General features: G+C 56.1%; 10 protein-coding genes and 1 tRNA gene. All 11 read left to right on the forward strand.

What is annotated here, in order from left to right; translation table 11 throughout:
* Window positions 1–66: 66 nt before the first annotated feature.
* The 11 genes from C5F70_RS27705 to rpsG all read left to right on the forward strand — a co-directional run bounded on the left by C5F70_RS27705 (window position 67) and on the right by rpsG (window position 13,221).
* Window positions 67–142: transfer RNA gene (locus C5F70_RS27705), tRNA-Trp, on the forward strand.
* A 45-nt stretch (window positions 143–187) separates the two neighbouring features.
* A complete protein-coding gene (secE, locus tag C5F70_RS27710) occupies window positions 188–556 on the forward strand; it encodes a preprotein translocase subunit SecE (RefSeq protein ID WP_046486494.1) in 369 nt (122 codons plus the stop codon).
* A gap of 9 nt (window positions 557–565) precedes the next feature.
* Window positions 566–1,099 (forward strand): transcription termination/antitermination protein NusG, encoded by a 534-nt coding sequence (gene nusG / locus C5F70_RS27715; RefSeq protein WP_003176436.1) that lies wholly within the window; start codon window positions 566–568, stop codon window positions 1,097–1,099.
* Window positions 1,100–1,215: 116 nt separating this feature from the next.
* Window positions 1,216–1,647: a 50S ribosomal protein L11 gene (gene rplK, locus C5F70_RS27720; protein WP_003176435.1), complete on the forward strand. Its 432-nt coding sequence runs from the start codon at window positions 1,216–1,218 to the stop codon at window positions 1,645–1,647.
* Window positions 1,647–2,342, forward strand: coding sequence for a 50S ribosomal protein L1 (rplA, locus tag C5F70_RS27725; protein ID WP_003232403.1), 696 nt, complete (start codon window positions 1,647–1,649; stop codon window positions 2,340–2,342). The genes rplK and rplA overlap by 1 nt, the downstream gene beginning before the upstream one ends.
* Before the next feature lie 199 nt (window positions 2,343–2,541).
* Window positions 2,542–3,042: a 50S ribosomal protein L10 gene (gene rplJ / locus C5F70_RS27730; RefSeq protein ID WP_016969477.1), complete on the forward strand. Its 501-nt coding sequence runs from the start codon at window positions 2,542–2,544 to the stop codon at window positions 3,040–3,042.
* A 78-nt stretch (window positions 3,043–3,120) separates the two neighbouring features.
* Window positions 3,121–3,486, forward strand: a complete 366-nt coding sequence (gene rplL, locus C5F70_RS27735; protein WP_046486495.1) for a 50S ribosomal protein L7/L12 — start codon at window positions 3,121–3,123, stop codon at window positions 3,484–3,486.
* Between the two features lie 219 nt (window positions 3,487–3,705).
* Window positions 3,706–7,779: a DNA-directed RNA polymerase subunit beta gene (rpoB, locus tag C5F70_RS27740; RefSeq protein WP_017848798.1), complete on the forward strand. Its 4,074-nt coding sequence runs from the start codon at window positions 3,706–3,708 to the stop codon at window positions 7,777–7,779.
* A gap of 64 nt (window positions 7,780–7,843) precedes the next feature.
* Window positions 7,844–12,043, forward strand: a complete 4,200-nt coding sequence (gene rpoC, locus C5F70_RS27745; RefSeq protein WP_017848799.1) for a DNA-directed RNA polymerase subunit beta' — start codon at window positions 7,844–7,846, stop codon at window positions 12,041–12,043.
* Window positions 12,044–12,260: 217 nt separating this feature from the next.
* Window positions 12,261–12,632, forward strand: a complete 372-nt coding sequence (gene rpsL / locus C5F70_RS27750; protein WP_002555494.1) for a 30S ribosomal protein S12 — start codon at window positions 12,261–12,263, stop codon at window positions 12,630–12,632.
* 118 nt (window positions 12,633–12,750) lie between these two features.
* Complete coding sequence (gene rpsG / locus C5F70_RS27755) at window positions 12,751–13,221, forward strand: 30S ribosomal protein S7 (RefSeq protein ID WP_002555493.1); 471 nt, start codon at window positions 12,751–12,753, stop codon at window positions 13,219–13,221.
* Window positions 13,222–13,227 lie beyond the last annotated feature (6 nt).

The raw sequence follows: 13,227 nt of genomic DNA on the forward strand, positions 1-13,227 counted from the left end.
TCTCTAGGGGTTGGCTGTTGTAAAGTCTTTTTCAGGCCTGCATAATGGTCGGCCTGATTTTGTTTTAGGTCAGTAGCTCAATTGGCAGAGCGACGGTCTCCAAAACCGTAGGTTGGGGGTTCGATTCCCTCCTGACCTGCCAGATTCACGTGGTGTATCTGGCTTTCTTTTCACAGGATCTTCATAGATGACTCCTAAGGCTGAAGCTCAAAGCTCTCGTTTCGATCTGATCAAGTGGCTCGCTGTAGTCGCATTGGTGGTCGTAGGCGTTGTTGGCAATCAGTACTATTCTGCTTCGCCGATCCTGTACCGCGTACTCGCTTTGCTCGCCCTCGCTGCTGTAGCTGCCTTTGTAGGCCTGCAGACTGCCAAAGGCAAGTCTTTCGCGGTCCTGGTAAAGGAAGCTCGCACCGAAATTCGTAAAGTCGTTTGGCCGACTCGCCAAGAAACCACGCAGACCACGTTGATTGTTGTGGCTGTTGTTCTGGTTATGGCGTTGCTGTTGTGGGGGCTTGATTCCCTGCTCGGCTGGCTTGTTTCCTTGATTGTTGGCTAAGGGTGTCCCGTGGCTAAGCGTTGGTACGTTGTGCATGCTTACTCGGGTTACGAGAAGCATGTTATGCGCTCTTTGCTGGAGCGCGTAAAGCTGGCAGGCATGGAAGATGGCTTCGGCGAAATTCTGGTTCCCACTGAAGAAGTGGTTGAAATGCGGAATGGGCAGAAGCGCAAGAGTGAACGCAAGTTCTTCCCTGGCTACGTGCTGGTTCAGATGGACATGAATGAAGGTACTTGGCACTTGGTCAAGGATACCCCTCGTGTCATGGGCTTCATTGGCGGTACTGCCGATAAGCCTGCTCCGATCACCGACAAAGAAGCAGAAGCGATTCTGCGTCGTGTTGCTGACGGTAGCGACAAGCCTAAGCCGAAGACGTTGTTCGAGCCAGGTGAGGTTGTTCGTGTTACCGATGGTCCGTTTGCTGATTTCAACGGCACCGTCGAAGAAGTTAACTACGAAAAGAGCCGGATCCAAGTGGCAGTGCTCATTTTCGGACGCTCTACTCCGGTAGAGTTGGAGTTCAGTCAGGTCGAAAAGGTCTAACTGAGCAAGCATCCCAACCCCGCAGCCTAGGCTGTGGGGTTTTGTCGTCACTGGGATAAACGCGCAAGTAACCGGGGAGCCTTTCGAGGCGTTCGAACCCGTAATTGGAGTGCCTCATGGCCAAGAAGATTACCGCTTACATCAAGCTGCAAGTGAAGGCCGCTCAGGCCAACCCTAGCCCACCCGTCGGTCCAGCTCTGGGTCAGCACGGCGTGAACATCATGGAATTCTGCAAGGCCTTCAACGCCCGTACTCAGGGTCTTGAGCCAGGTCTGCCGACTCCAGTGATCATCACTGTATACAGCGACCGTAGCTTCACCTTCGAAACCAAGTCGACCCCGGCTTCGGTTCTGTTGAAGAAAGCTGCTGGTCTGACTAGCGGTTCCGCTCGTCCTAACACCGTTAAGGTTGGCACCGTGACTCGTGCTCAGCTGGAAGAAATCGCGAAAACCAAAAACGCGGATCTGACTGCAGCTGATATGGATGCAGCCGTGCGTACCATCGCCGGTTCTGCTCGTAGCATGGGCCTTAACGTGGAGGGTGTGTAATGGCTAAGCTGACCAAGCGCCAAAAGGCTATCGCCGGCAAAATCGAAGCAGGCAAGGCCTACAACTTTGTAGACGCTGCTGCCCTGCTGACCGAGCTGTCGACTGTCAAGTTCAGCGAGTCGGTTGACGTTGCTGTGAACCTGGGTGTTGACCCACGTAAATCCGACCAGGTCGTTCGTAGCGCTACTGTGCTGCCACACGGTACTGGCAAGACTGTACGTGTTGCTGTCTTCACCCAAGGTCCAGCAGCTGAAGCTGCTCTGGCCGCCGGCGCCGATCGCGTTGGCATGGACGACCTGGCTGCCGAAATGAAAGGCGGCGACCTGAACTATGACGTCGTTATTGCTTCCCCGGATGCAATGCGCGTTGTAGGTCAGTTGGGTCAGATCCTTGGTCCACGTGGCCTGATGCCTAACCCAAAAGTCGGCACCGTAACCCCAGACGTCGCTACCGCGGTTAAAAACGCCAAGGCTGGTCAGGTTCGTTATCGCACCGACAAAAACGGCATCATTCACACTTCCGTTGGCAAAGTCGGTTTCGATGCCGTCAAGCTGAAGGAAAACGTTGAAGCCCTGATCGCTGATCTGAAGCGTATCAAACCAGCTTCCTCGAAAGGCATCTACGTCAAGCGCGTTACCCTGAGCACCACTATGGGCCCAGGTCTGGTCATCGACCAAGGCTCGCTGGACGTATAAGACACAAGTTGGCGTGAGCGATCGCGCCAATTGAAAAAATTGGGGTCCCTGCCTGGCGGGGGCTATCCAAGACCGTAGGCGACGCAAGTCTTAAACCTCAAGCCTACGCAGATGGTGCTCCCGGTTCCTTACCGAATCAGACACCAAAACGACATCCGGCTTCGGCCAGATGAAACGGTAACAAGCAGGAGTTAAACCCGTGGCAATTAATCTCGAAGACAAGAAGGCCATCGTCGCTGAAGTCAACGAGGCTGCCAAAGCTGCTCTGTCCGCTGTCGTGGCTGATGCCCGTGGTGTGACAGTAGGCGCTATGACCGGACTCCGTAAAGAGGCTCGTGAAGCTGGCGTATACGTACGTGTTGTACGTAACACCCTGCTCAAGCGCGCTGTTGCTGACACTGAATACAGTGTCCTCAACGACGTGTTCACCGGCCCGACTCTGATCGCGTTCTCCAAAGAACATCCAGGCGCTGCTGCCCGTTTGTTCAAAGAGTTCGCCAAGAGTCAGGACAAGTTCGAGATCAAGGCAGCTGCGTTCGAGGGCAAGTTCCTCGCAGCTAACCAAATCGACGTACTGGCAACACTGCCGACCCGTGACGAAGCTATTTCGCAACTGATGAGCGTGATTCAAGGCGCTACCAGCAAGCTGGCTCGTACTCTGGCTGCAGTTCGCGAGCAAAAAGAAGCTGCCGCAGCCTAAGGCTGAGCATTTTCTCTCGCGTATTTTTGTTTATTTCGATGGCCGCGTAGGCCGTCCCCCAATTCAGGAAATACAGTAATGTCTATCTCCCAAGAAGATATCCTCAACGCCGTAGCTGAAATGTCGGTTCTGCAGGTTGTTGAGCTGATCAAAGCTTTCGAAGAAAAATTCGGCGTTTCTGCTGCCGCTGCTTCCGCTGGCCCAGCCGCTGTTGCTGCTGTTGCTGAAGAGCAAACCGAATTCAACGTCATGCTGCTGGAAGCTGGCGAGAAGAAAGTAAACGTGATCAAGGCAGTTCGTGAACTGACCGGTCTGGGCCTGAAAGAAGCCAAGGCTGTAGTTGACGGCGCTCCTGCCATGGTTCTGGAAGCTGTTGCCAAAGACGCAGCTGACAAAGCCAAGGCCGCTCTGGAAGAAGCAGGCGCTAAAGTCGAGCTGAAGTAAGCATCGACCTTGCGTCTCCAGCCCAAGCGTTAAGCTGAAGGCTGATGGCTGGTGGCTCTTGCCACCGGCCTTTTTCCGTTCTTGGCTGTCGACTCGGTCGCCGCCATTAACGTGCTGTAGCCACCCGGTGCGGTGGTGCAAACCAAGGGGTTTGCAAGATTTTCTGGCTGCTCCCGTCGGGAGGGCCAAACAAGCAGGTGACCAAGCTGGGGAACGCTGATGGCTTACTCATATACTGAGAAAAAACGTATCCGCAAGGACTTTAGCAAGTTGCCGGACGTCATGGATGTCCCGTACCTTCTGGCTATCCAGCTGGATTCGTATCGTGAATTCTTGCAGGCGGGAGCGACCAAAGATCAGTTCCGCGACGTGGGCCTGCATGCGGCCTTCAAATCCGTTTTCCCGATCATCAGCTACTCCGGCAATGCTGCGCTGGAGTACGTCGGTTATCGCCTGGGCGAACCGGCATTTGATGTCAAAGAATGCGTGTTGCGCGGTGTTACGTACGCCGTACCTTTGCGGGTAAAAGTCCGTCTGATCATTTTCGACAAAGAATCGTCGAACAAAGCGATCAAGGACATCAAAGAGCAAGAAGTCTACATGGGCGAAATCCCACTGATGACTGAAAACGGTACCTTCGTTATCAACGGTACCGAGCGTGTTATCGTTTCCCAGCTGCACCGTTCCCCGGGCGTGTTCTTCGACCACGACCGCGGCAAGACGCACAGCTCCGGCAAGCTCCTGTACTCCGCGCGGATCATTCCGTACCGTGGTTCGTGGTTGGACTTCGAGTTCGACCCGAAAGACTGCGTGTTCGTGCGTATCGACCGTCGTCGCAAGCTGCCGGCCTCGGTACTGCTGCGCGCGCTCGGCTATACCACTGAGCAAGTGCTTGATGCTTTCTACACCACCAACGTGTTCAGCCTGAAGGACGAAACCCTCAGCCTGGAACTGATCGCTTCGCGTCTGCGTGGTGAAATTGCTGTCCTGGATATCCAGGACGAAAATGGCAAGGTCATCGTTGAAGCCGGCCGCCGTATCACTGCGCGCCACATCAACCAGATCGAAAAAGCCGGTATCAAGTCGCTGGAAGTGCCTCTGGACTACGTCCTGGGGCGCACGACCGCCAAGGTCATCGTTCACCCGGCCACAGGCGAAATCCTGGCTGAGTGCAACACCGAGCTGAACACCGAGATCCTGGCAAAAATCGCCAAGGCCCAGGTTGTTCGCATCGAGACCTTGTACACCAACGATATCGACTGCGGTCCGTTCGTCTCCGACACCTTGAAGATCGACTCCACCAGCAACCAATTGGAAGCGCTGGTCGAGATCTATCGCATGATGCGTCCTGGCGAGCCACCGACCAAAGACGCTGCCGAAACCCTGTTCAACAACCTGTTCTTCAGCCCTGAGCGCTATGACCTGTCTGCGGTCGGCCGGATGAAGTTCAACCGTCGTATCGGTCGTACCGAGATCGAAGGTTCGGGCGTGCTGTGCAAGGAAGACATCGTTGCGGTCCTGAAGACTCTGGTCGACATCCGTAACGGCAAAGGCATCGTCGATGACATCGACCACCTGGGTAACCGTCGTGTTCGCTGCGTAGGCGAAATGGCCGAGAACCAGTTCCGCGTTGGCCTGGTACGTGTTGAGCGTGCGGTCAAAGAGCGTCTGTCGATGGCTGAAAGCGAAGGCCTGATGCCGCAAGACCTGATCAACGCCAAGCCAGTGGCTGCGGCGGTGAAAGAGTTCTTCGGTTCCAGCCAGCTCTCGCAGTTCATGGACCAGAACAACCCGCTCTCCGAGATCACCCACAAGCGCCGTGTATCTGCACTGGGCCCGGGCGGTCTGACCCGTGAGCGTGCTGGCTTCGAAGTTCGTGACGTACACCCGACGCACTACGGTCGTGTTTGCCCGATCGAAACGCCGGAAGGTCCGAACATCGGTCTGATCAACTCCCTGGCCGCCTATGCGCGCACCAACCAGTACGGCTTCCTTGAGAGCCCGTACCGTGTGGTGAAAGACGCTCTGGTCACCGACGAGATCGTATTCCTGTCCGCCATCGAAGAAGCCGATCACGTGATCGCTCAGGCTTCGGCCACGATGAACGAGAAGAAAGTCCTGGTCGACGAACTGGTAGCTGTTCGTCACTTGAACGAGTTCACCGTCAAGGCGCCGGAAGACGTCACCTTGATGGACGTATCGCCCAAGCAGGTAGTTTCGGTCGCCGCGTCGCTGATCCCGTTCCTGGAGCACGATGACGCCAACCGTGCGTTGATGGGTTCCAACATGCAGCGTCAAGCTGTACCGACCCTGCGTGCTGACAAGCCGCTGGTAGGTACCGGCATGGAGCGTAACGTAGCCCGTGACTCCGGCGTTTGCGTCGTGGCTCGTCGTGGCGGCGTGATCGACTCCGTTGATGCCAGCCGTATCGTGGTGCGTGTTGCCGATGACGAAGTTGAAACTGGCGAAGCCGGTGTCGACATCTACAACCTGACCAAATACACCCGCTCGAACCAGAACACCTGCATCAACCAGCGTCCGCTGGTGCGTAAGGGTGATCGCGTTCAGCGCAGCGACATCATGGCTGACGGCCCGTCCACCGACATGGGTGAACTGGCGCTGGGCCAGAACATGCGTATCGCGTTCATGGCGTGGAACGGCTTCAACTTCGAAGACTCCATCTGCCTGTCCGAGCGTGTGGTTCAAGAAGACCGCTTCACCACGATCCACATCCAGGAACTGACCTGTGTGGCGCGTGATACCAAGCTTGGGCCAGAGGAAATCACTGCAGACATCCCGAACGTGGGTGAAGCTGCACTGAACAAGCTGGACGAAGCCGGTATCGTTTACGTAGGTGCTGAAGTTGGCGCAGGCGACATCCTGGTCGGTAAGGTCACTCCGAAAGGCGAGACCCAACTGACTCCGGAAGAGAAGCTGTTGCGTGCCATCTTCGGTGAAAAAGCCAGCGACGTTAAAGACACCTCCCTGCGCGTACCGACCGGTACCAAAGGTACTGTCATCGACGTACAGGTCTTCACCCGTGACGGCGTTGAGCGTGATGCTCGTGCACTGTCCATCGAGAAGACCCAGCTCGACGAGATCCGCAAGGACCTGAACGAAGAGTTCCGTATCGTTGAAGGCGCGACCTTCGAACGTCTGCGTTCCGCTCTGGTAGGCCACAAGGCCGAAGGCGGCGCGGGCCTGAAGAAAGGTCAGGACATCACCGACGAAGTCCTCGACGGTCTTGAGCACGGCCAGTGGTTCAAACTGCGCATGGCTGAAGACGCTCTGAACGAGCAGCTCGAGAAGGCCCAGGCCTACATCGTCGATCGCCGCCGTCTGCTGGACGACAAGTTCGAAGACAAGAAGCGCAAACTGCAGCAGGGCGATGACCTGGCTCCAGGCGTGCTGAAAATCGTCAAGGTCTACCTGGCAATCCGTCGCCGCATCCAACCGGGGGACAAGATGGCCGGTCGTCACGGTAACAAGGGTGTGGTCTCCGTGATCATGCCGGTTGAAGACATGCCGCACGATGCCAATGGCACCCCGGTCGACGTCGTCCTCAACCCGTTGGGCGTACCTTCGCGTATGAACGTTGGTCAGATCCTCGAAACCCACCTGGGCCTCGCGGCCAAAGGTCTGGGCGAGAAGATCAACCGTATGATCGAAGAGCAGCGCAAGGTTGCTGACCTGCGCAAGTTCCTGCACGAGATCTACAACGAGATCGGCGGCCGCAAAGAAGAGCTGGATACCTTCTCCGACCAGGAAATCCTGGATCTGGCGAAGAACCTGCGCGGCGGCGTTCCAATGGCTACCCCGGTGTTCGACGGTGCCAAGGAAAGCGAAATCAAGGCCATGCTGAAACTGGCAGACCTGCCCGAAAGCGGCCAGATGCAGCTGTTCGACGGCCGCACCGGCAACAAGTTCGAGCGCCCGGTTACTGTTGGCTACATGTACATGCTGAAGCTGAACCACTTGGTAGACGACAAGATGCACGCTCGTTCTACCGGTTCGTACAGCCTGGTTACCCAGCAGCCGCTGGGTGGTAAGGCTCAGTTCGGTGGTCAGCGTTTCGGGGAGATGGAGGTCTGGGCACTGGAAGCATACGGTGCTGCTTACACTCTGCAAGAAATGCTCACAGTGAAGTCGGACGATGTGAACGGTCGGACCAAGATGTACAAAAACATCGTGGACGGCGATCACCGTATGGAGCCGGGCATGCCCGAGTCCTTCAACGTGTTGATCAAAGAAATTCGTTCCCTCGGCATCGATATCGATCTGGAAACCGAATAACACGTGACGCGAATCGAGAGCGGGGCTATTTGGCCCGCTCTCTGCTCCGCCAGGAGGAAAGGCCTTGAAAGACCTACTGAATTTGCTGAAAAACCAGGGTCAAGTCGAAGAGTTCGACGCCATCCGTATTGGACTGGCATCGCCTGAGATGATCCGTTCGTGGTCGTTCGGTGAAGTTAAAAAGCCGGAAACCATCAACTACCGTACGTTCAAACCCGAGCGTGACGGCCTGTTCTGCGCCAAGATCTTTGGCCCGGTAAAGGATTACGAGTGCCTGTGCGGTAAGTACAAGCGCTTGAAGCACCGTGGTGTGATCTGCGAGAAGTGCGGCGTTGAAGTTGCACTGGCCAAGGTTCGTCGTGAGCGCATGGCGCACATCGAACTGGCTTCGCCGGTTGCCCACATCTGGTTCCTGAAATCGCTGCCGTCCCGTATCGGCTTGCTGATGGACATGACCCTGCGTGATATCGAACGCGTTCTCTACTTCGAGAGCTATGTCGTTATCGATCCAGGCATGACCACCCTTGAAAAAGGTCAGCTGCTGAACGACGAGCAGTACTTCGAAGCGCTGGAAGAGTTTGGCGACGATTTCGATGCCCGCATGGGTGCCGAAGCTGTCCGCGAACTGCTGCACGCTATCGACCTGGAACACGAGATTGGCCGTCTGCGTGAAGAAATTCCGCAAACCAACTCCGAAACCAAAATCAAGAAGCTGTCCAAGCGTCTGAAGTTGATGGAAGCCTTCCAGGGTTCCGGCAACTTGCCAGAGTGGATGGTGCTGACCGTTCTGCCGGTTCTGCCGCCAGACCTGCGTCCGCTGGTACCGTTGGACGGTGGTCGTTTCGCGACGTCCGACCTCAACGACCTGTACCGCCGCGTGATCAACCGTAACAACCGCTTGAAGCGCCTGCTCGATCTGTCCGCTCCGGACATCATCGTGCGCAACGAAAAGCGTATGTTGCAAGAAGCCGTCGATGCCCTGCTCGACAACGGTCGTCGTGGCCGCGCTATCACCGGTTCGAACAAGCGTCCTCTGAAATCCCTGGCTGACATGATCAAGGGTAAGCAAGGTCGTTTCCGTCAGAACTTGCTCGGTAAGCGTGTTGACTACTCCGGTCGTTCGGTAATTACCGTAGGCCCGACCCTGCGTCTGCACCAGTGCGGTCTGCCTAAGAAGATGGCCCTTGAGCTGTTCAAGCCGTTCATCTTCGGCAAGCTGGAAATGCGCGGTCTCGCGACCACGATCAAAGCGGCCAAGAAAATGGTCGAGCGCGAACTGCCAGAGGTTTGGGACGTTCTCGCTGAAGTGATCCGCGAACACCCGGTTCTCCTCAACCGTGCACCGACCCTTCACCGTCTGGGTATCCAGGCGTTTGAACCGGTACTGATCGAAGGTAAGGCTATCCAGCTGCACCCTCTGGTCTGTGCTGCGTACAACGCCGACTTCGACGGCGACCAAATGGCCGTGCACGTACCGCTGACACTGGAAGCCCAGTTGGAAGCGCGTGCGTTGATGATGTCGACCAACAACATCCTGTCGCCAGCCAACGGTGAGCCAATCATCGTTCCGTCGCAGGACGTTGTATTGGGTCTGTACTACATGACCCGTGAAGCGATCAACGCCAAGGGCGAAGGTCGTGTGTTCGCTGACCTGCAGGAAGTTGACCGTGTGTTCCGTGCCGGCGAAGCCGCACTGCACGCCAAGGTCAAAGTGCGGATTCACGAAACCGTGAACGACCGTGACGGCGGCAGCGTGAGCAATGTCCGTATCGTCGACACCACTGTCGGCCGTGCGCTGTTGTACCAGGTTGTGCCAAAAGGTTTGTCTTACGACGTCGTCAACCTGCCGATGAAGAAAAAGGCGATCTCCAAGCTGATCAACCAGTGCTACCGCGTGGTTGGTCTGAAAGAGACCGTGATCTTCGCTGACCAGTTGATGTACACCGGTTTTGCCTATTCGACCATTTCCGGCGTTTCCATCGGTGTTAACGACTTCGTTATCCCGGATGAAAAAGCCCGCATCATCAGTGCTGCCACCGATGAAGTGAAAGAGATCGAAAGTCAGTACGCCTCCGGCCTGGTAACCCAGGGCGAGAAGTACAACAAAGTGATCGACCTTTGGTCCAAGGCCAACGACGAAGTGTCGAAGGCGATGATGGCTAACCTCTCGAAAGAGAAGGTTATCGACCGTCATGGCGTAGAAGTCGATCAAGAGTCTTTCAACTCGATGTACATGATGGCCGACTCGGGCGCACGGGGTTCTGCTGCGCAGATCCGTCAGCTCGCTGGTATGCGTGGCCTGATGGCCAAGCCGGACGGTTCCATCATCGAAACGCCGATTACTGCGAACTTCCGTGAAGGTTTGAGCGTACTTCAGTACTTCATCTCTACTCACGGTGCTCGTAAAGGTCTGGCGGATACCGCGTTGAAAACCGCTAACTCCGGTTACCTGACTCGTCGTCTGGTAGACGTTGCACAAGATCTGGTTGTAACCGAGATCGATTGCGGCACCGAGCACGGCCTGCTGATGACACCGCACATTGAAGGCGGTGACGTTGTAGAGCCGCTGGGTGAGCGCGTATTGGGCCGTGTTATTGCCCGTGACGTATTCAAGCCGGGTACCGAGGAAATTATCGTTCCTGCCGGCACCCTGGTTGACGAGAAGTGGGTCGAGTTCATCGAACTCAACAGCATCGACGAAGTGATCGTTCGTTCGCCGATCAGCTGCGAAACCCGCTTCGGCATTTGCGCCAAGTGCTATGGCCGTGACTTGGCTCGTGGTCACCAGGTGAACATCGGTGAAGCGGTCGGCGTTATCGCTGCCCAGTCCATCGGTGAGCCGGGTACCCAGCTGACCATGCGTACATTCCACATCGGTGGTGCGGCAAGCCGGACCTCCGCAGCCGACAGCGTTCAGGTGAAGAATGGCGGTACCGTCCGCCTGCACAACCTCAAGCACGTTGAGCGAGTGGATGGTTGCCTGGTTGCGGTGTCCCGTTCCGGTGAGCTGGCAATCGCTGATGACTACGGTCGTGAGCGTGAGCGCTACAAGCTGCCGTATGGTGCTGTGATTTCGGTTAAAGAAGGTGACAAGGTCGACGCTGGCGCAATCGTGGCCAAGTGGGATCCGCACACTCACCCAATCGTTACCGAAATGAAAGGTACCGTGACCTACGTGGGCATGGAAGAAGGCATCACGATCAAGCGTCAGACTGACGAATTGACCGGTATGACCAACATTGAAGTCCTCGACGCGAAAGATCGTCCAGCTGCCGGTAAAGACATCCGTCCTGCCGTGAAGATGGTCGATGACAACGGCAAGGATCTGTTGCTGCCAGGCACTGACGTAATCGCTCAGTACTTCCTGCCAGCCAACGCCCTGGTCGGTGTAGCGGATGGTGCGAAGATCGCGATCGGTGACGTTATCGCGCGTATCCCGCAAGAGACTTCGAAGACCCGTGACATCACCGGTGGTCTGCCGCGTGTTGCCGACTTGTTCGAAGCTCGTCGTCCGAAAGAAGCGTCGATTCTGGCTGAAGTCAGCGGCACCATCGCGTTCGGTAAAGAGACCAAGGGCAAGCGCCGTCTGGTCATTACCCCGAACGACGGTAGTGATCCGTATGAAGAGCTGATTCCGAAGTGGCGTCACCTGAACGTGTTCGAAGGCGAACAGGTAAACCGCGGCGAAGTTATCTCCGACGGTCCGAGCGATCCACACGACATCCTGCGTCTGCTGGGTGTGAGTGCGCTGGCCAAGTACATCGTTAACGAGATCCAGGACGTTTACCGTCTGCAAGGCGTGAAGATCAACGATAAGCACATCGAGACCATCCTGCGTCAGATGCTGCGTAAAGTTGAAATCGCTGAATCCGGCGATTCCAGTTTCATCAAGGGCGACCAGATGGAACTGACTCACGTACTGGTAGAAAACGAACGTCTGGCAGCCGACGAGAAATTTGTTTCCAAATTTACTCGTGTACTGCTGGGTATCACCAAGGCGTCGTTGTCCACTGAGTCGTTCATCTCGGCGGCCTCCTTCCAGGAGACCACTCGCGTACTGACCGAAGCAGCGGTAACCGGCAAGCGCGATTACCTGCGCGGCCTGAAAGAAAACGTGGTTGTGGGTCGTCTGATCCCAGCCGGTACCGGTTTGGCTTACCACAGCGAGCGCAAGCGCCGCCGTGATGCTGACAAGCCGTTGCGCGTAAGCGCCAGTGAAGTGGAAGCTGCACTGACCGAAGCGCTGAACTCAAGCGGTAACTGAGTTCTGCGATAAATAAGTCTGGGCCCTGGCAGCCCCCATTCGTCGGATCGAGGCAGTTTTGCCCCGGTTCGTTGAGAGGGGAGGTCGGGGCCTTGCCTTGACTGGGGGCAAGATCCTCTTTAGACTCTTGTACCCCTAAATTTGGCGGGAATTCGTTCCTGCCATTTTGCTTTTCTTGCAAGACAATAGCGTCGCAAGACAACAGTGGAGCTAGTAGATGGCAACTATCAACCAGCTGGTACGTCAGCCGCGTAAGCGTATCGTCGAGAAATCCGACGTACCTGCGCTGCAGAACTGCCCGCAACGTCGTGGCGTATGCACTCGCGTGTATACCACTACGCCGAAAAAACCTAACTCGGCACTGCGTAAAGTATGCCGTGTGCGTCTGACCAACGGTTTCGAGGTTTCCTCGTACATCGGCGGTGAAGGCCACAACCTGCAAGAGCACAGCGTGGTACTGATCCGCGGCGGTCGTGTAAAAGACTTGCCAGGTGTTCGTTACCACACCGTACGCGGCTCCTTGGATACTTCCGGCGTTAAAGGTCGTAACCAGGGTCGTTCGAAGTACGGTACCAAGAAGCCTAAGTAGTAGCGGCTTTTTGTAAAACTGAATCATCTTATTTTCTGAGTCGATAAGAGTAAGGTCGGAGGCGTCCCGAAAGGGCACCGATTCCGAGCGAACCTGAAGACCGTTTGAGGGCTTATCCATGCCAAGAAGACGCGTAGCAGCCAAGCGCGAAGTGCTTGACGATCCAAAATACGGAAGCCAAATCCTGGCCAAGTTCATGAACCACGTGATGGAAAGCGGCAAGAAAGCCGTTGCCGAGCGTATCGTTTATGGCGCGCTGGAAAAGGTTAAAGAACGCAAGAACAGCGACCCCCTGGAAATCTTCGAGAAAGCTCTCGACGCCATCGCTCCGCTGGTCGAAGTGAAGTCGCGCCGTGTAGGCGGTGCTACTTACCAGGTTCCGGTTGAAGTTCGTCCGTCCCGTCGTAACGCCCTGGCAATGCGCTGGTTGGTAGACTTCGCCCGTAAGCGTGGCGAGAAGTCTATGGCTCTGCGTTTGGCTGGCGAACTGTTGGACGCTGCTGAAGGTAAAGGCGCTGCTGTTAAGAAGCGTGAAGACGTGCACCGTATGGCTGAAGCTAACAAGGCTTTCTCGCACTACCGCTTCTAAATCCAG

Source organism: Pseudomonas sp. LH1G9 (genome assembly GCF_002949975.1).
GTDB classification, from domain to species: Bacteria; Pseudomonadota; Gammaproteobacteria; order Pseudomonadales; family Pseudomonadaceae; genus Aquipseudomonas; species Aquipseudomonas veronii.